Here is a 21982-nt window from a genome sequence, read left to right as displayed (position 1 = left end):
TGCGATCCCAGATGCACAACATCATGGCAGGGTGAAAAAGGCGGCAGTCGCGGAGTCTTTCCCAGCGTCCTGCCGTCTTGCCGTCGGAGACGGAGTCGACATGCCGGTACGGACGATCACCCTCACCGCTTCCCTGGCGGCTTCCCTGATCGCACTGGTCGCCGCGAGCCCAGCGCTCGCCGGCAAGGCCGACGATACCCTGGTCTACGCCTCCGACAGCGAGCCCGAGAACGTCAGCCCCTATCACAACAGCGCCCGCGAGGGCGTCGTGCTGGCCCGCAACTGCTGGGACACGCTGCTCTGGCGCGACCCGGCCGACGGCACCTACAAGCCGATGCTCGCCACCGCCTGGACCTGGACCGACGACACCACCCTCGACCTGACGATCCGCGAGGGCGTGACCTTCCACAACGGCGACCCGCTCGGGCCCGAGGACGTCGCCTTCACGTTCAACTACGTGCTGACGCCCGAGGCCCGCACGGTCACCCGCCAGAACGTCGACTGGATGAAGTCGGTGGAGGTCACCGGCCCGCACAGCGTGCGGATCCACCTCAAGGCGCCGTTCCCGGCGGCGCTGGAATACCTCGCCGGCCCGACCCCGATCTTCCCGGCTTCCTATTTCAAGAAGGTCGGCCTCGACGGCTTCGCCAAGGCACCCATCGGCAGCGGCCCGTACAAGATCACCAAGGTCGATAGCGGCCGCGGCGTTACCATGGAGCGCTTCGCCCAGTACTGGGCCGGCAGCCCGCTGGGTAAGCCGAAGATCGGCAAGCTGCAGTTCCGGGTCATCCCGGACGGCGAGAGCCGGATGGCCGAGTTGATGACCGGCGGCGTCGACTGGATCTGGCGGGTGCCGAGCGACCAGGCCGAGCAGCTGCGCGCCGCCCCCAACGTCACCGTGCTCAATTCCGAGACGATGCGGGTCGGCTTCCTGCAGTTCGACACGCTGAGCCGCGCTAGGGAGAACTCGCCGCTCAAGGACGTGCGCGTCCGGCAGGCGATCTCCTACGCCATCGACCGCAAGGCGATGGTCGACAACCTGGTGCGCGGCGCCTCCCGGGTGATGAACGCGCTCTGCTTCGTCGACCAGTTCGGCTGCAACGACCAGGGGGTGATGCGCTACCCCTACGACCCGGCCAAGGCCAAGGCCCTGCTCAAGGAAGCCGGCTACGCGAACGGGTTCGAGATCGATCTCGGCGCCTATCGCGAGCGGGACTATGCCGAGGCGGTGATCGGCTATCTCGGGGCGGTCGGCATCAAGGTGCGGCTCAACTACCTGCGCTACGCCGCGTTCCGGGATTCCCTGCGGGCCGGCAAGATTTCGATCGGGTACCAGACCTGGGGCTCGTTCTCGGTCAACGACGTCTCGGCCTTCGACGGGGTGTATTTCCGCGGCGGCGAGGAGGATCTGACCAAGGATCCACACGTGATCGCCGACCTGCAGGCGGGCGACGGCTCCACCGACCTGGAGAAGCGCAAGGCCGCCTACGCCAAGGCACTCCAGCGGATCGCCGGAGAGGCCTACGCCCTGCCGATGTTCTCCTACGCGACCAACTACGCCTTCACGTCGGACCTGAACTTCACCGCCCAGCCGGACGAGGTGCCGCGCTTCTACGCGGCGTCCTGGAAGTAAGGGGGCGGCACCGTGCTGGCCTTCACGCTCCGGCGCATCCTGGTCGCCCTGGCGGTGGCCTTCACGGTCTCGGTGGCGAGCTTCATGCTGCTCCACCTCTCGGGGGACCTCGCCACGGCCATCGCCGGGCCGGAGGCCACGGGGCCCCAGATCGTGCAGATCCGCAAGGATTACGGCCTGGACCAGCCGCTCCTGGCCCAGTTCCTCGCCTGGGCCTGGAAGGCGCTGCACCTCGATTTCGGCAATTCCTTCTACTTCCGCGAGCGGGTGATCGACCTGCTCGCCGCCCGCCTGCCGATCACCCTCTATCTTGGGGTCATCGCGCTTGGCGTGGCCCTGTTCGTGGCGGTGCCGCTCGGAGTGATCGCCGCGGTCAAGCGCGATACCTGGATCGACCGGCTCGCCCTGTCGATCTCGGTGCTCGGCCAGGCGATGCCGAGCTTCTGGTTCGGGCTGACCCTGATCCTGATCTTCTCGGTCAACCTCCGCTGGCTGCCGGTCTCGGGCAATGCGAGCTGGAAGAACTTCGTCCTGCCCGCGGTGGCGCTCGGCTACTATGCCATGCCGGCGGTGATGCGGCTCACCCGCAACGGCATGCTGGAGGTGCTGGCCTCCGACTACGTCCGCACCGCCCGGGCCAAAGGGTTGCCGCCGCGGAAGATCCTGGTCCGGCATGCGCTGCGCAACGCCGTGATCCCGGTGATCGCCCTGGCGGCGGTGCAGTTCGGCTTCATGCTCGGTGGCTCGATCGTGATCGAGGCGGTGTTCTCGCTCCAGGGGCTCGGCCAGCTCGCCTGGGAGTCCATTGCCCGCAACGACTTCCCGGTGGTCCAGGCGATCGTGCTGGTTCTGGCGATGATCTACATCGCCCTGACGCTGGCGGCCGACCTGCTGAACGCCTTCCTCGATCCGCGCCTGCGCCAATCGTGAGGATGCGCCGCCCATGAGCCTCCCCCCCGACACGGCGGCGCTCGCCGCCCCCGCCCTGCCCCAGGACATCGAGGTTTCGATCGAGGTCCCGGCCGCCCTGGCGCCGGTGCGCTCGCCCACCGGCCTCGTGCTTCAGCGTGGCCTGCACCACGGCGGCTTCCTGATCGGCGCCGGCATCCTCGGGCTGATCGTTCTGGCCGCGCTCGCCGCCCCGCTGATCGCCCCGCACGACCCTTACGCGCAGGACGTCTCGCGCCGCCTGATCCCGCCGATCTGGCACGCCAAGGGCTCCTGGGACCACGTGCTCGGCACCGACAAGCTCGGGCGCGACTATCTCAGCCGCTTGCTCTACGGCGGCCAGATCTCCCTCTTGATCGGGATCTCGGCGGCTTTGATCTCCGGGCTGATCGGCACGGTGCTCGGTCTCTGCGCCGGCTATTTCGGCGGCTGGGTCGATTCGGTGGTGAGCTACATCGTGACCACCCGGCTGGCGATGCCGGTGGTGCTGGTGGCGCTGGCCATGGCGTCGCTCGTCGGCGGCTCGCTCAAGGTCGTGGTGCTGGTGCTGGGTTTTTTGCTCTGGGACCGCTTCGCCGTGGTGACCCGGGCTGCCACCCAGCAGATCCGCAACCAGGATTTCGTCTCGGCCGCCCGCGCCTCGGGCCTCACCGACCTGCGCATCGTGCTCCAGGAAATTCTGCCCAACATCCTCAACGCGCTGATCGTGGTGGCGACCCTGGAGATGGCCCACGCGATCCTGCTGGAGGCCGCCCTGTCGTTCCTGGGGCTCGGGGTGCAGCCGCCGCTGCCGTCCTGGGGCCTGATGATCGCCGAGGGCAAGCAGTACATGTTCTTCCAACCCTGGGTGATCACCATCCCGGGCGTGGCGCTCCTCTTCCTCGTGCTGGCGATCAATCTCCTGGGCGATGGCCTGCGGGACATCACCGCCCCCGAGGGACGCAACTGATGCGGATGCGCCCGATCAGCTTCGTCACAGCTCCCCTGTTCTCCGAGATCACACCATGACGCGAGACGACGCCATCGCGCGCGCCACCGAGGCCTTCGATTCGGGCGCGTTCCTCGCGCTCCTGCGGGAGGCGGTCGCCTACCCGACCGAGAGCCAGGCGCCGGGCCAGGAAGCGGCCCTGCACGCCTATCTCGACGCGTTCATCGCTCCGTTGGTGGAACGTCTCGGCTTCGAGCCCCCCAAAAAATACGACAATCCGGACGGGGTGCACGGCCCGTTCCTGATCGCCGAGCGGCACGAGGGGCCGGACCTGCCGACCGTGCTGATCTACGGCCACGGCGACACCGTGCGGGGCTATCCCGAGCAGTGGCGCGCGGGGCTCGGCCCCTGGGAGATCGTGGTCGAGGGCGACCGCTGGTACGGGCGCGGCACCGCCGACAACAAGGGCCAGCACGTCCTCAACCTCGCGGCCCTGGAGCAGGTGATCGCGGCGCGCGACGGCCGCCTGGGCTTCAACGTGAAGCTGCTGATCGAGATGGGCGAGGAGGCGGGCTCGCCGGGCCTGCGCCCGTTCTGCCGGGCGCAGAGCGAGGCCCTGCGTTCCGACGTGCTGATCGCCTCGGACGGGCCGCGGCTCAGCGCCGAGCGCCCGACGCTATTCCTGGGATCGCGTGGGGCCTACAATTTCGAGCTGAGCCTGAATCTGCGCGAGGGGCCGCACCATTCCGGCAATTGGGGCGGCCTGCTGCGCAACCCCGGCACCGTCCTGGCCTCGGCGATCGCCTCAATGGTCGATGCCCGCGGCAGCATCCGGATCGAGGCCCTGCGGCCGCCGCCGATCCCCGAGGGCGTGCGCGCCGCACTCCGGGATATCCGGGTCGGCGAGGATCCGACCGCACCCGCGATCGATGCCGATTGGGGCGAGCCCGGGCTGACCCCGGCCGAGCGCGTCTTCGCCTGGAACACCCTGGAGGTCCTGGCCTTCAAGACCGGCGATCCGGACGGCCCGCTCAACGCCGTGCCGCCCCACGCCAAAGCGACCCTGCAGCTGCGCTTCGTGGTCGGCACCGATTGGGAGAACCTGATCCAGAACGTGCGCGCCCATCTGGACGCGAACGGCTTTCCGATGATCGAGGTCCGGCCGGCGCGGGCTGCGGAGGTGTTCCAGGCGACCCGCCTGCCGGTGGAAGACCCCTGGGTGGATTGGGCGCTTCTGTCGATCGAGGCGAGCACGGGAAAAAAACCGGCCCTGCTGCCCAATCTCGGCGGCTCCCTGCCGAACGACGCCTTCTCGGAGATCCTGGGCCTGCCGACCCTCTGGGTGCCGCATTCCTACCCGGCCTGCCGCCAGCACGGGCCGGACGAGCATATGCTCGCCTCCAGCACCCGCGAGGGCCTGGCGATCATGGCCGGGCTGTTCTGGGATCTCGGAGAGGTCGGCCCGGACATTTTACGCCGCCGCGCAGCGAGGACCTGACTGATGAGCGAGCCGGTCGTCCGCATCCGTGACCTGACGATCGCGCTCCCCAAGGGCGCCGACCGTCCCTACGCCGTCGAGGGCCTGAACCTCGACCTGGAGCCCGGAAAGATCCTCTGCGTGGTCGGGGAATCGGGCTCGGGCAAGTCGATGAGCGCCTACGCGCTCACCGGCCTTCTGCCCCGGGCGCTCAAGCCCGAAGGCGGTTCGATCCTGTTCGAGGGCCGGAACCTGCTGACGCTGGACGAGCCGGCCTGGCGGTCGCTGCGCGGCCGGCGCATCGCCATGGTGTTCCAGGAGCCCATGACCGCGCTCAACCCGGTGATGCGCATCGGCGACCAGATCGCCGAGATGTTCGAGGCGCATAACCTGCTCACCCGGGCCGAGCGGCGCGCCCGGGCCGTGGCGCTCGCGACCGAGGTCGGGCTGCCCAATCCCGAGGAGGCGGTGCGGGCCTATCCGCATCAGCTCTCCGGCGGCCAGCGCCAGCGGGCGATGATCGCCATGGCGCTGGCCCTCGAGCCGTCGGTCCTGGTCGCCGACGAGCCGACCACGGCGCTGGACGTGACCACCCAGGCCCAGATCCTGAAGCTGATCCGCGACCTGCAGCGCAAGCGCGGGATGAGCGTCCTGTTCATCACCCACGATTTCGGGGTGGTCGCCGAGATCGCCGACCATGTGGCGGTGCTCCAGCGCGGCAGACTGGTCGAATCGGGCAGCGCCGAGGCGGTTCTGCGCGACCCGCAGGCCCCATACACGAAGGCGCTGCTCGCCGCGGTGCCGAGCCTGACGCCGCCGGCCCGCGCGGCCGTACAGGCGGCCCCGGTGGCGCTGTCGGTGATCGGACTGTCCAAGACCTATGCGACCAAGGCAGGGCTGTTCGGCAAGCCACGCGTGGTCGCGGCGGTGAAGGACGTCGCCTTCGACGTGCGCCGCGGCGAGACGCTGGGGCTTGTCGGCGAATCAGGCTCGGGTAAGTCGACCACGGCGCGGCTGGCGATCCGGCTGATCGAGCCAGACGGCGGTACCGTCCGGCTCGGCAGCCTGGACTACACCGCCCTCCGGAGCGCCGAGCTGCGGCAGCAGCGCAGCCGCATCCAGATGATCTTCCAGGACCCGTTCGCGTCCCTGAACCCGCGCCGCACCGTGGAGCAGATCATCATCGCCGGCCCGATCGCCCACGGGGTGCCGGCCGCGGAGGCGCGGGAGCGCGCCCGGAGCCTGCTCGACCTCGTCGGCCTCGATCCCAAGGCAGCCGCCCGCTACCCGAACGCCTTCTCGGGCGGCCAGCGCCAGCGCATCGGCATCGCCCGGGCGCTCGCCATGGAGCCGGACGTGCTGGTGGCCGACGAGGCGGTCTCGGCCCTCGACGTCTCGGTCCAGCGCCAGGTGCTGGACCTGCTGGAGGACCTGAAGCAGCGGCTGTCGCTGGCGATGCTGTTCATCACCCACGACCTGCGGGTGGCGGCCACCATCTGCGACCGGATCGCCGTGATGCATCGCGGCGCCATCGTGGAGATGCGCGGCACCGCCGACCTGTTCGCCGCGCCGGAGCACGCCTACACGCGCAGCCTCCTGGCCGCTGTGCCGGGGGCCCGCGCTTCGTAGGGGCGGGTTGGGACGTCCTGCCTCCTCCCTGGGACGCCAGGGACACCGTGGGACACAGAGACAAGTTTTTTGGACGGACTCGGTCTGTTCCGTTTCGGGCCACCCGGTAGAATGTCTGCAGTTGTCGAGGGCCGAGCGCCCCGGCGGATCTACGGCCGACCGAAACGTCCGTCCCCGCTCACACCTCGAACGCGCACGGGGACTTTTGACGTGTCGTTCTCAGCCAAGCCCAATGATCCTCAGTCGCCGCGCAAGCGGTCTCTGCCGGCCGGGCAGCCGTCCCGGCGCCAAGGATCCGCGCGCCGGCCGGGGACAGACAACCGCCGCCCGCAGACGCCGGAGGCGGTCGCCGAGGTCGTCGGCGCCCGCATCATCTACCTGAGCTGGGCCGACACGTTCGGGCGCCCGCCCCGTGCCTGGTGGCCCGGAATGACCGCCTGCGTGCTGCCGTTCCGCCCGCGACAGGCGACAGCCGGCTGATCAGCCGCGCGTGCCGGTCCTGCGCTCTTCGGCGCGGGCACCCGGAACGCCGAGGCCGATCGCCTTGGCGAGGGCCGAGCGCTGCGCGGCATAGCCCGGCGCCGTCATCGGATAATCGGCCGGGAGGCTGTAGCGCTCGCGGTAGCGCTCCGGCGTCAGGCCGTGGGCCGTCAGGTGACGCTTCAGCGTCTTGTACGACCGGCCGTCGATGAAGCTGATGATGCCGTCCTGCTGGACCGACTTGCGGATCTGCGCCGCATTCGGCGGCTCGATCACGGGCTCGGCCTCGACCGGCTGCCTCTGGCCGAGATTGACCAGCGCGCCGTGCACGCTGGCGATCAGCGCCGGCAGGGCGGCCGGCGGGACTGGGTTGTTCGAGACATAGGCCGCGACGACGTCGCCGACCAGCACGGCGAGCTCGGTGCTGCTCTCAGGAATCGTTTCGGGCACGGCGCAAGTTCCAGTCCAAGGTTTCGTGGGTGACACCACGTTTCCAAAGCAAAAATCATCCCAGTGTCAAGATGTTTTCTTCAGCCGATCGACCCGGTCGGACGCACTTTAATGCATCTCTAAGGAAACCGGTTTTCTGGGTGTCTGTCTTCGCCCAGCGTATCGATCACGTTGCTTGGGCACTGAGACACGGATTTACAGAAAATTCTAAATACGAGACTCAGAACGCAATCAGGATCTGCCCACACGCTCAGCCGATGCCGAGGCCGTGAATAAGTCCGAGGCTGACGGCGACGAGGACGGCCAGCGAGGCGGTCACCGCCAGCGTCACCCGGCCGCCGACCCGGGCGAGCACGCGCACATCGACGCCGAGGCCCAGGGCCGCCATGGACAGGACCGTGAGCACGCCCGCGAGCTGTGTCAGCGGCTTCACCGCCGCGTCCGGGATCAGCCCGAGGGAGCGGGACGTGGCGAGGGCCAGGAAGCCCAGGATGAACCACGGCACCAGCTTGGTCAGGCCGGGGCGCCCCTTCGCGCCGGTCGCCGCCGTCTCGGGTTCCTGCGGCAGGCGCGGGGCGATCAGCGAGAACGCCACCACCACCGGCCCGAGCATCAGCACGCGCACGAGCTTGACCAGGGTGCCGACCTGGGTGGACAGCAGGCTCACCGGCACGGTCGCGGCCAGCACCTGCGGCACCGCGTAGACGGTGAGTCCGGCCAGCACGCCGTACTGGTTGTCGCTCAGGCCCGCGAGCGGCACGAACAGCGGCAGACCCAGCACCATCAGCACGCCGAGCACCGCCGTGAACGCGATGGCCGCCGCGATGTCCTTGGGCTGCGCCCCGATCACCGGCGCCACCGCGGCGATGGCCGAGTTGCCGCAGATCGCGTTGCCGCAGGCCACCAGGATCGCCATCCGGGGCGGCAGGCCGAGCGCCCGGCAGATCCCGACGCTGGCCGCGATGCCGATCACCACGGTGCCGACGATGCCGGCGAGCAGGGCCGGGCCGGAGGCCAGGATTGCCCCGAGGCTGAGCGAGGCGCCGAGCAGGACGACGGCGACTTCGAGGAGCTGCTTGGCCGAGAACGCGATGCCGGTGCGGAACCGGGCATCCGGCGTCCAGGCGGTGCGGACCGCGATGCCGATCAGGATCGCCAGCACCAGGGCCTCGACATAGGGATGGCCGGCGACGCGCTCCTCCAGGGCCTGCGCGGCTATGGCTAGGGCGGTGATGGCCGCGCACAGGCCGATGCCCGGCAGCACGGAGGCGGCGGACGCGTCCCGCGCGGCCGTCTCGGTGGCACCCGTCCGGGACGAGGTTTTGAGACTCACGAGGGTCGCTCCGCGGTCGGCATCCCGGCAAAGGGAAGAAAACGTTTGTCGCGAACGCGCAAGAGAGAAGGAAGCTCTACCGCGCGAGAAATCTTCGGAAGACGCGTCCATTGCATGGCAAGGTTCGGAGCGCGAAATTCACCTCCATGCGCACCACCTCTGACATCCGGTCGACGACACTGGCGTTCGACCCCTTCGGCGAGCCCGTCGCCCAGGGTGTGGCCGAGGCGTGCCCGACCGCTGCGGGTGATCGGACCGCCCGTCGTGTCGGCGGCGCCGTGTTCTGGACGCTGGCGCTGGCGATCCTGGCAGGCCGGGTCTACGCCTACGACATGCCCGCGGTGCAGAGCGTCGTCGCCTACGCCGCCCAGGCCGTGGCCCTGCGCTAAAGCCTGGCCGGCTTGGCCCTCGCTCAATAGGTATCCGCCAGATAGGCCGCGATCGCGCGGCCGTCCGCCTCGTCGATCGGGGCGTGATAGACCTTGATCATCTTGGTCACCTCCGCGTCCCAGAACGCCTTGCCCCGGCCCGGTGGCTGTGTGGCGATGTAATCGACGGAATGGCAGGTCTGGCAATTGGCCTGCGCCGCCGCAAATCCCGGGGCCCTGGCTGCCCCCCTCCCCGTCCTTGGGCGTCTTCAACTCTGCCGTGGGATCCGGCACCGCGTAGCTGCGCGGCGCGGACAGGGCGGCACCGGCGATCAGGCCGGCGGCCAGCGATCCGAGGAGAAGCGCGCGCATCCCGTTCCCTCTCATGCCGCCCGGATCCGGGTGGTCTCGACGCCGTTGCGCATGTAGCCGGACGGGTTCCAACGCGCGTCCATCGGCTGCGTGCTGCCGTCCTGGGCCATGGCCCGGACCCGGATCGCATGCGCGCCCGACGCCAGATCGAGGCCGAGCGACCAGGGCTGGAACGCGTAAGCGCCGAGATCCTGGCCGAGCTCGGCGGCTGTCCAGGTCCGGCCATCGTCGGTGGACACCGCGACCGACCGGATGCCGGAGCCGCCGTCGAACGCGATGCCGCGCAGGTCCACCGGGCCGGCCTTGATCTCCGCCCCGTCGGCGAGATTGGTCAGGAACGAGCGCACGTTGAGCCGGCCGATCGGCACCGTGGCGGTGGCGGCCTGGCCCGGCTCCGTGCAGGCGCAAGGATTGTCCGGGATGCGGTAGGCACTCTTCATGAAGAAGCCGTCGAAGGGCGTGTCCCGGACCGTGATGGCGTTGAGGTGCTTGACCCAATAGGTGCCGTAGATGCCCGGCACCACGAGGCGCAGCGGGAAGCCATTGAGCCAGGGCAGGTCCGCGCCGTTCATGCCCCAGGCCAGCATTACCTGCCCGTCGCGGGCATGGTTGAGGCCGAGCGCCTTCACGAAATCCGGAGTCTCGGGGAGGACCGGCCCGTCCATCCCGTCGAACGTCACCTGCACGGCCCCGGCTTTCACGCCGGCTTGGTCCAGCACGCTCTTGAGCGGCACGCCGGTCCAGCGGGCGCAGCCCATGGCGCCGTTGCCGAGCTGGCCGCCGGCCATGCGCGGCTCGAAGAAGCCCCGGGAATTGCCCGAGCATTGGTTGACGGCCACGATCTCGGTCCGTCCGGGCAGGGCCTTGATCTCGGCGAGCGAGAGCGCGAGCGACCGCTCGACATGGCCTGTCACCCCGAGCCGGAACGTCTCCGGGTCGATCTCCAACGGGATGTCGGCCAGGTGATAGCGCACGAAGAACGCGTCGTTGGGGGTGATCGCGCCCTCGTCGAACACTGAGAACGGCGTCTCCAGCTGCGGCGGCCGGGCCGTGGTCTGGAGGAGCGGGCGCTTGCCGGGATAGGCGACCAGCGGGCGCGTGCCGTTGCCGAACGGAAGCGTGACCTCGTCGGCCCGGGCACGCAACGGCATCGCCGCCGTCGCGAGCGCGCCGAGGCCGCCCTGCAGCACCCGGCGCCTGTCGAGATGAGCCATCGTCGCGTCCCTGTTCAGCGGCCCCGCAGAACCGAGCGATCCGGCGCCGATACCTGTGATGAGGCGAACACCGGGGCGGTTCTACCCGCGCGGTGTATCAGAATTTCTTCCGGGCGAACCGGCTGGACCCGAAGCGTGATTGTTTCACGGGAAACACCCCGCCCCGGTCACCCCAGCTGCGCGATCTCGGCCAGGAGCGCGTCCGGGAGCGCCAGCCCATCCTGCGCGGCGCGGGCGCGCAGAGCGAGGCGCCGGCTGCCCGGCAGGCGGGCGCCGTCCTGGTCTTCGATCGCGGCGGCCAGGCCGGCGAAGCGCTCCGGCGCCCCCGGGCTCAAGGCGGACGCATCGATCGCCAGGATCAGCTGGCCGGTCCCGGGCGGCTCGCCCACCGGGTCGAGGAACGAGCTGGCCTCCGCAGCGAAGTTGGCGCCGGTGAGCCCGGCCGCCAGCAATTCCACCATCAGGGCCAGCGCCGTCCCCTTGGCGTCGCCCAGCGGCGCCATCGTCCCGTCGAGGGCGGCGGCCGGATCGGTGGTCGGCCGCCCCTCGGCATCGAGCGCCCAGCCCTCCGGGATCGCCTCGCCGCGCTGCTTCGCGCCGACGATGTTGGCCCGCGCGACCTTCGACAGGGCGAGGTCGATCACGATGGGTGCCCGGCCAGGCAGCGGGCAGCCGAAGGCCAGCGGGTTGGTGCCGAACACCGCCCGGTTTCCGCCCCAGGGGGCCATCGCGGCGGGGGTGTTGGCGAACAGGATCGCGATACACCCGGCCTCGGCGAGCGTCTCCACCGGCAGCCCGGCCGCACCGCAATGATGCGAGCGGCGGATCCCGGCCGCCGCGATCCCCTGCCGGCGGGCCAGCCCGGGCAGTTCGGCCAGCGCCGCGTCGATCGCCGGGTAGGCGAAGCCGTGCCCGGCATCGATCGCCAGGAGCCCCGGCCGCGGACGGGTCACGACCACCCCGGCAGCGCCCACGACCTTGCCGGTCCGCAGTTGCCCGGCGTAGCCCGGCACCCGCGACAGGCCGTGGCCCTTCAGGCCGTCCGCCTCGGCGGCCACCAGGGCCCGGGCGGTGCTGTCGGCGGAGACGGGGCTGGCGCCGCACCGGCGGAAGGCGCCGGACGCGAGGGCATGCGCCTCCGCGAGGGACAGGTTCGGCATGGTCGAGGCTCCGGGTTCGCAGCGCGTTCTGACCCGATGCCATGCCGGACTTCGGTCAGGCCTGCATCCCCCAGCGCTGGATGGTCCGCCGCTCGATCGTCTGGAAGATCAGGTTCTCCACCACGAGGCCGATCAGGATCACGGTGAGCAGCCCGGCGAACACGTTCGGGATGTCGAGCATGTTCTTGTTCTCGAAGATGAACCAGCCGAGCCCGCCCGACCCGGAGCTGACGCCGAACACCAGTTCGGCGGCGATCAGGGTGCGCCACGCGAAGGCCCAGCCGACCTTCAGGCCGGTGAGGATCGAGGGGAAGGCCGCCGGGATCAGGATCTTGCCGATCAGCCGCGGGCCCGAGAGCCCGTAATTGCGCCCGACCATCCGGAGCGTCCGGCTCACCGAGAGGAAGCCGGAATGGGTGTTGAGCGCGATCGCCCAGGTTACCGAATGCACCAGGACGAAGATCAGGCTGCCGTTGCCCAAGCCGAACCAGATCAGCGCCAGCGGCAGCAGTGCGATCGCCGGCAGCGGGTTGAACATCGAGGTCAGGGTCTCGAGGAAGTCGGTGCCGATCCGCGACGCGATGGCGATGCCGGTGAGCAGGGTCGCCAGCGCAACGCCGGCGGCGTAGCCCATCAGCAGCACCTTCAGCGAGCTCCAGGCCCGGGCCGGCAGCGTGCCGTCGGCGATGGCCCGGAAGAACGCCTCCATGGTGGCCGAGAAGGTCGGGAACAGCAGGTCGTTGTCGAGGTACCGCCCGTAGGCCTCCCAGATCCCGGCCAGCAGGACCAGGATCAGGATCTTGCGCAGCCAGGCCTGGTTGTAGAGGCGCTCGAAGGCCGAGAGCGGCTTCTCCACCACGGGGGCGCCGTGGGCCTGTCCGGTCTCCCGGACGATCTCGGGGCGGACCGGCTCAACGGCTGCGGTGCGCGGCGGCACGGTCAGGGGCGCGCCGGTCAGAACGCGTGCGCTAGACATTCTCCGCCTCCTCGATCTCTTCCGAGAACAGCATCTGCTGGATCCGGGTCTCCAGCCGCAGCGCCGCTTCCGGCGTGGCGGCGCTGTTGAGCTCGGCCTTGACCTCGCCGGGATGGGGCGAGAGCAGCAGGATGCGCGAGCCGATCTTGATCGCCTCGGGGATCGAGTGCGTCACGAACAGGACCGTGAAGCGCGTCTCCTCCCAGAGCATCATCAGCTCGTCCTGCATGCGCCGCCGGGTGAGCGCGTCGAGCGCCGCGAAGGGCTCGTCCATCAGCAGGATGTCAGGCTCCATCGCCATGCCGCGGGCGATGGCGACCCGCTGCTTCATGCCGCCCGACAGGGTGTGCGGGTAGCTGTCGGCGAACTTCGTGAGGTTGACCTTGTCGATATACAGGTTGGCCCGCTCCAGCGCCTCACGGCCTTTCAGCCGGCCCGAGGCTTCGAGAGCGAAGACCACGTTCTGCCGGACCGTCTTCCATGGCAGGAGCTGGTCGAATTCCTGGAACACCATCATCCGGTCGGGCCCGGGCGCGGTCACCGCGCGGCCCTTCAGCCGGATCTCGCCCTCGGTGGGCGCCATGTAGCCGCCCACCGCCTTCAGCAGGGTCGACTTCCCGCAGCCGGACGGCCCGAGCAGGACGAACCGGTCCCCGGGCCAGACCTTGAAACTCACCCGATAGGTGGCTGTGACGAGGTGGTCGGGCGTCTTGTAGCGGAGCGTGACGCCATCGACTTCCAGCAGAGGCTGACCCGTACCCATCCATCCTCCCTGGCGCCGCGGCTTGGCCCGCGTGTCGCTGACGGCCCGGAGTTGGTCCGGGCCTCACGGGAAAGTGTAGGGTCGATGCGGAGAGGCTGTAAAGCCTGGTATTCTTAATAAACTAGGATTGCTGTCACGGTTGAGACGGTTGTTTATTTGTCGACGGTGCGTTGCAGGCGATGGGTCGCAACTATGGTGCAGCGCAAAACCGTCCGGGTAGGAAGCGCGCTGGCGCAGGCACTCAGTTGATCTTCCTCGGGATCAGAGCCTTCACAGAGGTGAGGCAGGCAAAATCGAACCGACACATCGTCGCCTTGTCGATCGCCCCGACGGCGTGGGAATCTGTGGCGGCTGTGTGAAGTGATCGGAGTGCATCACTGCGGTGTGTCTTCTTCGGGCTGCGCATCGTCGATCCCCCTCTCATTCCGACTCTCGACCTCATCCTGAGGTGCGAGCGAAGCGAGCCTCGAAGGAGCCCTCCAGAGAGCGCTGAGACTTCTGGAGGGCTCCTTCGAGGCTGCTGCGCAGCACCTCAGGATGAGGGGGAAGAGTGGGATATCGGTCGGTCAGAACCGTCCTTCGACCGAGATCGTGCGATCAAACAGGCATCAAACCGGATGCCACCACCGGCCCCGCAGCACCACGCCCTCCGAAAAGATCCGCTGGGCGCCGGTCATGTGCTCGCCCCTTGTGTCCACGTAATCGAACGCGCCGTCCTGCACCGACAGCACGGTGGCGTCGCCGAGTGCTCCGACCTTCAGGGTGCCGTACTCCATCCGCTTCACCGCCACGGCGGCGTTGACCGTGGAGGCGGCGATGACCTCGTGCAGGCTCATGCCGAGGCAGAGCATTTTTGACATGGTAGTGACCTGGTCGAAGGCCGGCCCGTCGATGCAGAGCTGGTGCACGTCGGACGAGATCGTGTCCGGCAAAAAACCGCCCGCCAGCATGGCCCGGGCGGTCTTGAACGCAAACGAGCCCTTGCCGTGGCCGATATCGAACAGCACGCCACGCGCTCGGGCCTCGCGGAGCGCCGGCTTGACCGCCCCCTGCGCGGTCACGGGCGCGTTCGGGAACGGCCGGAAGGCGTGGGTCAGCACGTCGCCCGGGCGCAGCATGGCGAGCACCTCCTCGTAGCTCGGCGGCGGCTCGTCGATATGGGCCATCAGCGGCAGGCCGGTCTCTTCCGCGACCTGGAGGGCGATGTTGAGCGGCGCGGTGCCCTGGTCCCCGGAGGAGTTGCGCCCGACCCGGACCTTGATGCCGATGATCACGTCGCGGTTGGCCTCGGCCACCTCCACGGCCTCGCGGGGTGCCATCAGCCGCGGGTCCTGGCTCTCGCCGACCATGATCGTCTTCGAGAAGGCGTAGATGCCGGCAAACGACACGTGGAGATAGGCGAGGATGCGCGCCTCCGACCGGTCGATCACGTGCTTGCGAAATCCGGCAAAGTTGCCCGGCCCGGCGCTGCCGGTATCGACCGAGGTGGTCACCCCGGAGGTGCGGCAGAAGTCGTCGGCATCGATGCCGACCGAGGTGCCGCCCCAGTAGACGTGGGTGTGCAGGTCGATCAGCCCGGGCGTGACGATCGCGCCGGCCATCTCCCGCACCTGCGTGCCGGGACCCGCCACGAGGTCGCGGCCGAAGCCGGAGACGCGGCCCTCCGCGAAGGCGACGTCGCAGAGCCCGTCGTGGTTCTGCGACGGGTCGATCACCCGGGCGCCCTTGAGAATCAGGTCGTGCTGCACGGCGGTCTCCGGTGGGATGTCAGGCCGCGACCGCCGGCGCGGCCGCGTCGTTGAGGTGGCAGGCGGCGAGATGGCCGGTGCCCACGGAATCGAGGCGGGGCTCCTCGACCCGGCAGCGGTCGAAGGCCTGCGGGCAGCGGGTGTGGAAGCGGCAGCCGGAGGGCGGGTCGATCGGGCTTGGCACGTCGCCCTTGAGCACGATGCGGGTGCGCCCGGCCCCGGGCTCCGGGATCGGCACCGCGGAGAGCAGCGCCTGGGTGTAGGGGTGCTTCGGAGCCAGGAACAATTCCCGGCGGGGGCCGATCTCGACGATCTTGCCGAGATACATCACCGCCACCCGGTGGGTCATGTGCTCGACGATGGCGAGGTCGTGCGAGATGAACAGCATCGCGAGGTCGAGCTCGCGCTGCAGGTCGCGCAGCAGGTTGACGATCTGGGCCTTCACCGAGACATCCAGCGCTGAGACCGCCTCGTCGCAGATGATCAGGTCCGGCTCGGCGGCGAGCGCCCGGGCGATGCCGATGCGCTGGCGCTGGCCGCCCGAGAACTCGTGGGGCCAGCGCCCCAGTGCTTCGCGTGGCAGGCCGACCCGCTCCATCAGGGCGGCGAGCTTCGCCTCGAGCTCGGCCGAGCCCTTGGCCAGCCCGAAATTGCGGATCGGCTCGGCCAGGATCGCCCGCACCCGCATCCGGGGGTTGAGCGACGAGAACGGGTCCTGGAACACCATCTGCATCCGCCGCCGCAATGGCCGCAGGGTGCCGGCCGAGAGATCGTCGATGCGCCGGCCCGCCAGCACCACCTGCCCGGCGGTGGGGGCGTAGAGACGCATCAGCGCCTTGGCGACCGTGGACTTGCCGCAGCCGGATTCCCCGACCAGCGACAGGGTCTCGCCCCGGTCCACCGTGAAGGACAGGCCGTCCACCGCCTTAAGCACCCGGGTTGACCGGCCGAACAGACCGCCGCCGAGCGAGAAGTGCTTTTTGAGGTCGTTGACCTGGAGGAGCGTGCGGGCGGTCGTGGTCACGGGCGGGGCTCCGTGACGAGACGAGAAAAGGCGCGCGCAGCGCGTCCCCTCCCCCCTCTGCGGGGGAGGGTGGCCCTCGCGTCAGCGAGGGTCGGGAGAGGGGAGCAACGGTGCAGGATGTGGCGATCATCGCGCCCTCGCCGGAAGCGGCGCTCCCCTCTCCCCCCCTGCTCCGCAGGGTACCCTCCCCCGCAGAGGGGGGAGGGAAGACGCGCCGAGCTGTTCGCCAAGTCACAAAACATCATGCCGCGAGGGCGTCCTTGGGCGCGTAGTGGCAGGCGGCGAGGTGGGCCGGGGCCTTCGGTTCCAGGGCCGGGGCGTAGGTGCGGCACAGGTCGGTCACGTCCGGGCAGCGGCCGGCGAAGACGCAGCCCTCGATCCGCTGCTTCAGGCTCGGGACCATGCCGGGGATCTCGGCGAGCCGCTCGGTGGCGCCGTGCTCGACCGCGCCGAGCTTGGGCACCGCCCCCATCAGGCCGCGGGTGTAGGGATGGCGCGGCGCCCGGAACAGGTCGCGGACCGGCGCCTCCTCGACCTTCCGGCCGGCATACATCACCACCACCCGGTCGGCGACCTCGGCGACCACCCCGAGATCGTGGGTGATCAGCATGATCGCGGCGCCGACCCGGCGCTTCAGGTCGCGCATCAGGTCGAGGATCTGCGCCTGGATGGTCACGTCCAGCGCCGTGGTCGGCTCGTCGGCGATCAGGAGTTTCGGCGAGCAGGCCAGCGCAATGGCGATCATCACCCGCTGGCGCATGCCGCCCGAGAGCTGGTGCGGGTATTCCCGCACCCGGCGCACCGGCTCGGGGATGCCGACCAGCGTCAGCATCTCCACCGCCCGCGCCTCGGCCTCGCGCCGGCTCAGGCCCTGGTGCAGCCGCAGGGTCTCGCCGATCTGGCGACCGACGGTCAGCACCGGGTTCAGGCTGGTCATCGGCTCCTGGAAGATGACGCTGATGTCGTTGCCGCGGATCTTGCGCATCGCCCGGATCGGCAGGTCGAGGAGGTTTTTTCCTTCGAACCGGATGGCGCCGGCGATGCTGGCCGGCGGCTCGGGCAGGAGCCGCAGGATCGACATCGCGGTCACCGACTTGCCGCAACCGGATTCGCCGACGATCGCCAGGGTCTCGCCGGCCTGGATCGCGAAGGACACGCCGTCCACCGCCCGGTTGGCCCCGTCGGGGGTGCGGAAATGGACCTGCAGGTTCTCGATGGAGAGGAGGGGTACGCCGCTCACGCCGGGGCTCCTCATGTTTCCAGTCTCATGCGTCTTTGGCCATGCGGGGGTCGAGGGCGTCGCGCAGGCCGTCGCCGACGAGGTTCACCGCGAGCACCGTCATGGACAGGAAGATCGCCGGGAACAGGATGATGTAGAACTTCACCTGCCAGAGGGCCCGGCCCTCGGCCATGATGTTGCCCCAGGACGGCGTCGAGGGCGGAACGCCCGCGCCGATGAACGACAGGATCGCCTCGGTGATCATCGCGGAGGCGCAGATATAGGTCGCCTGCACGGTCATGGGCGCCAGGGTGTTGGGCAGGATGTGGCGCCAGATGATCGCGGGCATGCGCGTGCCCGTGGTCACGGCGGCCTCGACATAGGGCTGCTCGCGCAAGGACAGCACGACGCCCCGGACCAGCCGGGCGACCCGCGGGATCTCCGCGATGGTGATCGCCACGATCACGTTCTGGACCGAGCCGCGGGTGAGCGCCATCAGGGTGATGGCCAGAAGGATCGGCGGGATCGACATCATGCCGTCGACGATCCGCATGACGATGCCGTCGAGCCAGCGCACCATGCCGGAGATCAGCCCGACCGCGAGCCCAGCCACCGAGGCGAGGAGCGCCACGGAAAAACCGACCAGCAGCGAGACGCGGGCGCCGTAGACCACGCGGGAATAGATGTCCCGGCCGAGCATGTCGGTGCCGAACCAGTACTGCGCCGAGGGCACGCGGGTGCGCTTGGCCGGCGCCAGGGCGGTGGGATCGACGGTGCCGAGATAGGGCGCGAGCAAAGCCATCAGGAGCACGATCAGCAGCAGAAGGCTGCCGACCACGATGGTCGGGTTGCGGCGGACATAGGTCCAGACCGGGCCCCGGCGTTTGCGCGCCGGGATCACGTCCGGCATCGGCGTGGCGACGGCGAGGCCCGCGGGGGGCGGCCCCTTGGGCGGCGGGTCCTTGAGCGATGGATCCCGGGCGAGGGGCGGACCGGAGAGAGGCGCGACGGTCGCGGTCAATAGCGGATCCTCGGGTCGAGCAAGGTGTAGAACAGGTCGATGGCGAGGTTCACCAGCACGTAGACGAAGCTGAACAGCAGGACGACGCCCTGGATGACCGGGTAATCACGGCGCAGGATCGCATCGACGGTGAGGCGCCCGAGGCCGGGGATCGCGAACACCGTCTCGGTGACCACGGCGCCGCCGATCAGCAGCGCGATGCCGATGCCGATCACGGTGACGATCGGCACCGCGGCGTTCTTGAGGGCGTGGATGAACAGCACCGGCCCCTGCCCCAGACCCTTGGCCCGGGCGGTGCGCACGTAATCCTGGCTCAGCACGTCCAGCATGGTCGCCCGCGTCACCCGGGCGATCAGCGCGATGTAGACGAGGCCCAGCGTCACCGCGGGCAGGATCAGGTTCGCGAACCACGGCCACAGGCCCTGCTCGATCGGCGTGTAGCCCTGCACCGGCAGCCAGCCGAGTTCGAGGGCGAACACGTAGGCGAGCACGTAGCCGACCACGAAGACCGGCACGGAAAAACCCAGCACGGCGAGGCCCATGACCAGCCGGTCGATCAGGCTGCCGGCCTTCCAGGCCGCCACGACGCCGAGCGGCACCGCCACCACGATCGCCAGGATCAGGGTGACCAGCATCAGCGACACGGTCGGCTGCACCCGCTGGCCGATCATCGTGGTGACCGGCAGGTTGGTGAAGATCGAGGTGCCGAGATCCCCGTGGAGGATCTGCCAGGACCATTCGCCGAACCGCACCAGGAACGGCCGGTCGAGGCCGAGCGAGGCGCGGATGCGCGCCACGTCGTCCGGCGTCGCCTGATCACCCGCGATGATCGCGGCCGGATCGCCGGGGGCGAAGTAGAGGAGGCTGAAGACGAACAAGCCGACCACCGCCATCACCGGGATGGTGGCCAGGATGCGCCTGCCGATATAGCCGAGCATGGGTCCTCCGCTATCGTGCCGGGCCGAGGGCGCGGCGAGCGCCGCCGCGCCCCCTCCCCCCTCTGCGGGGGAGGGTGGCCCCTGCGTCAGCAGGGGTCGGGAGAGGGGAGCGACGCTTCCGAGAGGGGCGCGGCAGGTATGAAGGCCTCAGCCCGATCCTGCACCGTCGCTCCCCTCTCCCCCCCTGCTTCGCAGGGTACCCTCCCCCGCAGAGGGGGGAGGGAGCCCGCACTGGGCGTACCGACCTGACCATCGCCCGCCCCATCACGCCTTCGACACCCCCCAGGTGAACGGGATCGGTCCCTTCACGATGCCCGAGACGGTCTTGCGCCACGCCTGGTAGCCGAGGAAGAACCCGGTCGGCACGTAGACCACGCCCTCGCAGGCGGCGGCGTTGACCTTGTCGATGGCGGCCTTCTCGGCGGCCGGATCGGCGGCGTCGAACCACTCGGTGATGGCCGCCTCCACGGGCGGGACGTTCGGCCAGCCGAACCAGGCCTTGTCGCCGCTGGCCCGGACCGCCGGATAGCCCGCCGGATTGATGGCGTCGGCGCCCGCGTGCCAGGTGTGGAACATGTTCCAGCCACCCTGGTTCGGCGGGGCCTTGGAGGCCCGGCGGGTGCCGGTGGTGCCCCAATCGGTGGCGACGAAATCGACGGTGAAGCCCATCTGCTTCAGCAGGTCGGCGGTGATGTCGCCCTGCACCTTGGTGATCGGCTGGTCCTGCGCCACGACGCAGACCACGGGCTCGCCCTTGTAGCCGGCTTCCTTGAGCAGCTTCTGGCCGAGCTTGATGTCGCCCTTGCCGACCTGGGCACCGCCGGCATCGCTGAACAGCGGCGTGCCCGGGGTGAAGAAGCCCGGCAGCGGCTTCCAGAGACTGTCGTCGTCGCCGACGATCGCCCGCATGTAATCCTCCTGGCTCATGGCGGTGAGCACGGCCTGGCGAATCTTCGGGTTGTCGAAGGGCGGATAGAGGTGGTTCATCCGGAACGACCCGACATTGCCCAGCGGGTCGGCGATATCGACGTTGAGGTTGGCGTTCTTGCGCAGGAGCGGCACGAGGTCGGAGATCGGGTTCTCCCACCAATCGACCTCGCCGTTCTGCAGCGCCGCCGAGGCGGTGGCGGCATCCGGCATGATCACCCACTCGACCCGGTCGACCAGGATCTGCTTGCCCCCGGCCAGCCAGGAATTCGGCTCGTCGCGGGGCTTGTAGTCGGCGAACTTCTGGAACACGGCCCGGGCGCCCGGCACCCATTCGTTGCGCACGAAGGTCATCGGGCCGGAGCCGACATACTCGGTGATCTGCGTGAACGGGTCGGTCTTGGCGATCCGCTCCGGCATGATCAGGGCCATCGGGGCGTTGGTCTTGCCGAGCGCGTAGAGAAGTTTCGGGAACGGCTTCTTCAGGCGCCATCGAAACGTCCGGTCGTCGACGGCGGCGAGATCGTCCTGGATCGCCCGGATCATCAGGCCCAGCGGGTCGCGGGCCATCCAGCGGGTCAGGCTCGCCACGACGTCCTTGGCCATCACCGGCTCACCGTCATGGAACTTGAGGCCGGGACGCAGCCGGAAGGTCCAGGTCAGGTGGTCGCCCGAGAGTTCTTCGGACTCCACCATCTGGCGTTGGGGCTTCAGCTGGGCGTCGACCCCGTAGAGCATATCCCAGACAAGGGTGCCGGCGTTGCGCACGACGTATTGCGTGCCCCAGATCGGATCGAAATTGGCGAGGTTCGCCTGAGGGACGAAGCGCAGCACCTTGGCGCCCTGCGCCAGAGCCGGCCTCGCGATCTGCGGGGCGGCGAGCCCGATCGCGGCCGAGCCCTTGAGGAAGGTCCTGCGGTCCATCGTGATCTCCCTGGCCGGTGCGGGCCTGCATCGCGGATGCAGCGTGTGAAGGATTCGACGGCGAAGGTGCGGTATCCCGGCCGTGACTCAGGGCTAGGACAGCCTGAGTTTCACGGAAGCGGCAGCATGCGCCAGTTTCCTGCTATCGCAAGACGGTTCTGGAGAATCGAATTCTGGTTTTCCGCATCAGGCGCACACCTTCGCGCCCGCCGGGGACGGGACGACGGCTGAAACGGCAGGCGGGGCGCGGTCGGATCGACGGTCATCATGCTCACGGACGCCGTCTCGCAAGCCTCGCGCCATCGGGCGCGAAAGAGAATTCATAATGCACCGCGACCACCCGGTCGGGTTCATGGGCTCCCGCGCCTGCGCCAGCGGCCAAAGGTCTGAGGGACGCGCGCCCTCCCCCTTGTGGCCTATCGGATCACACAGCCCGGATGTGGCGCGGGT

General features: G+C 69.4%; 19 protein-coding genes and 1 pseudogene. 7 read left to right on the top strand and 13 right to left on the bottom strand.

Annotation, left to right across the window (positions count from 1 at the left end; all coding sequences use genetic code 11):
• Positions 1-100: 100 nt before the first annotated feature.
• From MKK67_RS22255 to MKK67_RS22230, 6 genes are all read left to right on the top strand, one after another.
• A complete protein-coding gene (locus MKK67_RS22255) occupies positions 101-1633 on the top strand; it encodes an ABC transporter substrate-binding protein (RefSeq protein WP_243969517.1) in 1533 nt (510 codons plus the stop codon).
• Between the two features lie 12 nt (positions 1634-1645).
• Positions 1646-2563 carry an ABC transporter permease gene (locus MKK67_RS22250; RefSeq protein WP_243969515.1) on the top strand — a complete coding sequence of 306 codons (918 nt, stop codon included), beginning with the start codon at positions 1646-1648 and terminating at the stop codon, positions 2561-2563.
• Between the two features lie 13 nt (positions 2564-2576).
• Entirely contained in the window at positions 2577-3530 is a 954-nt protein-coding gene (locus tag MKK67_RS22245) for an ABC transporter permease (protein ID WP_243969513.1), read from the top strand.
• Positions 3531-3585: 55 nt separating this feature from the next.
• Complete coding sequence (locus tag MKK67_RS22240; RefSeq protein ID WP_243969511.1) at positions 3586-5007, top strand: M20 family metallopeptidase; 1422 nt, start codon at positions 3586-3588, stop codon at positions 5005-5007.
• A 3-nt stretch (positions 5008-5010) separates the two neighbouring features.
• Positions 5011-6615: an ABC transporter ATP-binding protein gene (locus tag MKK67_RS22235; protein ID WP_243969509.1), complete on the top strand. Its 1605-nt coding sequence runs from the start codon at positions 5011-5013 to the stop codon at positions 6613-6615.
• A 210-nt stretch (positions 6616-6825) separates the two neighbouring features.
• Positions 6826-7095: a hypothetical protein gene (locus MKK67_RS22230; RefSeq protein WP_243969506.1), complete on the top strand. Its 270-nt coding sequence runs from the start codon at positions 6826-6828 to the stop codon at positions 7093-7095.
• On the opposite strand, the gene MKK67_RS22225 is transcribed toward MKK67_RS22230, so the two are convergent.
• On the bottom strand, positions 7096-7545 hold the full coding sequence (locus tag MKK67_RS22225) for a MucR family transcriptional regulator (RefSeq protein ID WP_243969503.1): 450 nt from the start codon (positions 7543-7545) through the stop codon (positions 7096-7098).
• A gap of 250 nt (positions 7546-7795) precedes the next feature.
• Positions 7796-8878 (bottom strand): YeiH family protein, encoded by a 1083-nt coding sequence (locus tag MKK67_RS22220; RefSeq protein WP_409568430.1) that lies wholly within the window; start codon positions 8876-8878, stop codon positions 7796-7798.
• 146 nt (positions 8879-9024) lie between these two features.
• Here MKK67_RS22220 and MKK67_RS22215 point away from each other — a divergent pair, with 146 nt between their 5' ends.
• Complete coding sequence (locus tag MKK67_RS22215; RefSeq protein ID WP_243969501.1) at positions 9025-9267, top strand: hypothetical protein; 243 nt, start codon at positions 9025-9027, stop codon at positions 9265-9267.
• A gap of 23 nt (positions 9268-9290) precedes the next feature.
• Here the strand turns inward: MKK67_RS22215 and MKK67_RS32980 are convergent.
• From MKK67_RS32980 to MKK67_RS22160, 11 genes and pseudogenes are all read right to left on the bottom strand, one after another.
• Positions 9291-9618: pseudogene (locus MKK67_RS32980) on the bottom strand (cytochrome c).
• Between the two features lie 11 nt (positions 9619-9629).
• Complete coding sequence (locus MKK67_RS22205; RefSeq protein ID WP_243969499.1) at positions 9630-10832, bottom strand: molybdopterin-dependent oxidoreductase; 1203 nt, start codon at positions 10830-10832, stop codon at positions 9630-9632.
• Between the two features lie 167 nt (positions 10833-10999).
• Positions 11000-11992, bottom strand: coding sequence for an Ldh family oxidoreductase (locus MKK67_RS22200; protein ID WP_243969496.1), 993 nt, complete (start codon positions 11990-11992; stop codon positions 11000-11002).
• A 55-nt stretch (positions 11993-12047) separates the two neighbouring features.
• Positions 12048-12968 (bottom strand): ABC transporter permease, encoded by a 921-nt coding sequence (locus MKK67_RS22195; RefSeq protein WP_243969494.1) that lies wholly within the window; start codon positions 12966-12968, stop codon positions 12048-12050.
• Complete coding sequence (locus tag MKK67_RS22190) at positions 12961-13731, bottom strand: ABC transporter ATP-binding protein (RefSeq protein ID WP_243969492.1); 771 nt, start codon at positions 13729-13731, stop codon at positions 12961-12963. Before MKK67_RS22190 ends, MKK67_RS22195 begins: the two co-directional genes overlap by 8 nt.
• Positions 13732-14339: 608 nt before the next feature.
• Positions 14340-15479: an amidohydrolase/deacetylase family metallohydrolase gene (locus MKK67_RS22185; RefSeq protein ID WP_243969490.1), complete on the bottom strand. Its 1140-nt coding sequence runs from the start codon at positions 15477-15479 to the stop codon at positions 14340-14342.
• A gap of 19 nt (positions 15480-15498) precedes the next feature.
• On the bottom strand, positions 15499-16503 hold the full coding sequence (locus MKK67_RS22180; RefSeq protein WP_243969488.1) for an ABC transporter ATP-binding protein: 1005 nt from the start codon (positions 16501-16503) through the stop codon (positions 15499-15501).
• Between the two features lie 241 nt (positions 16504-16744).
• On the bottom strand, positions 16745-17758 hold the full coding sequence (locus MKK67_RS22175; protein ID WP_243969487.1) for an ABC transporter ATP-binding protein: 1014 nt from the start codon (positions 17756-17758) through the stop codon (positions 16745-16747).
• A gap of 10 nt (positions 17759-17768) precedes the next feature.
• Positions 17769-18743, bottom strand: coding sequence for an ABC transporter permease (locus MKK67_RS22170; protein ID WP_243969485.1), 975 nt, complete (start codon positions 18741-18743; stop codon positions 17769-17771).
• Positions 18740-19681, bottom strand: a complete 942-nt coding sequence (locus MKK67_RS22165; RefSeq protein ID WP_243969483.1) for an ABC transporter permease — start codon at positions 19679-19681, stop codon at positions 18740-18742. The genes MKK67_RS22170 and MKK67_RS22165 overlap by 4 nt, the downstream gene beginning before the upstream one ends.
• A gap of 264 nt (positions 19682-19945) precedes the next feature.
• Positions 19946-21532 carry an ABC transporter substrate-binding protein gene (locus MKK67_RS22160; RefSeq protein WP_243969480.1) on the bottom strand — a complete coding sequence of 529 codons (1587 nt, stop codon included), beginning with the start codon at positions 21530-21532 and terminating at the stop codon, positions 19946-19948.
• Positions 21533-21982 lie beyond the last annotated feature (450 nt).

Source organism: Methylobacterium sp. J-072 (assembly GCF_022829425.1).
In the GTDB taxonomy this organism is placed as follows: domain Bacteria; phylum Pseudomonadota; class Alphaproteobacteria; order Rhizobiales; family Beijerinckiaceae; genus Methylobacterium.
The sequence above is the reverse complement of the archived record's forward strand: the minus strand, read 5'-3'. Positions and strand labels throughout refer to the sequence as shown.

Coding starts and splice junctions, on each gene's coding strand:
- MKK67_RS22255 (WP_243969517.1), top strand. CDS start 101: ATGCCGGTACGGACGATCACCCTCACCGCTTCCCTGGCGGCTTCCCTG.
- MKK67_RS22245 (WP_243969513.1), top strand. CDS start 2,577: ATGAGCCTCCCCCCCGACACGGCGGCGCTCGCCGCCCCCGCCCTGCCC.
- MKK67_RS22240 (WP_243969511.1), top strand. CDS start 3,586: ATGACGCGAGACGACGCCATCGCGCGCGCCACCGAGGCCTTCGATTCG.
- MKK67_RS22235 (WP_243969509.1), top strand. CDS start 5,011: ATGAGCGAGCCGGTCGTCCGCATCCGTGACCTGACGATCGCGCTCCCC.
- MKK67_RS22215 (WP_243969501.1), top strand. CDS start 9,025: ATGCGCACCACCTCTGACATCCGGTCGACGACACTGGCGTTCGACCCC.
- MKK67_RS22205 (WP_243969499.1), bottom strand. CDS start 10,832: ATGGCTCATCTCGACAGGCGCCGGGTGCTGCAGGGCGGCCTCGGCGCG.
- MKK67_RS22200 (WP_243969496.1), bottom strand. CDS start 11,992: ATGCCGAACCTGTCCCTCGCGGAGGCGCATGCCCTCGCGTCCGGCGCC.
- MKK67_RS22195 (WP_243969494.1), bottom strand. CDS start 12,968: ATGTCTAGCGCACGCGTTCTGACCGGCGCGCCCCTGACCGTGCCGCCG.
- MKK67_RS22190 (WP_243969492.1), bottom strand. CDS start 13,731: ATGGGTACGGGTCAGCCTCTGCTGGAAGTCGATGGCGTCACGCTCCGC.
- MKK67_RS22175 (WP_243969487.1), bottom strand. CDS start 17,758: ATGAGGAGCCCCGGCGTGAGCGGCGTACCCCTCCTCTCCATCGAGAAC.
- MKK67_RS22165 (WP_243969483.1), bottom strand. CDS start 19,681: ATGCTCGGCTATATCGGCAGGCGCATCCTGGCCACCATCCCGGTGATG.
- MKK67_RS22160 (WP_243969480.1), bottom strand. CDS start 21,532: ATGGACCGCAGGACCTTCCTCAAGGGCTCGGCCGCGATCGGGCTCGCC.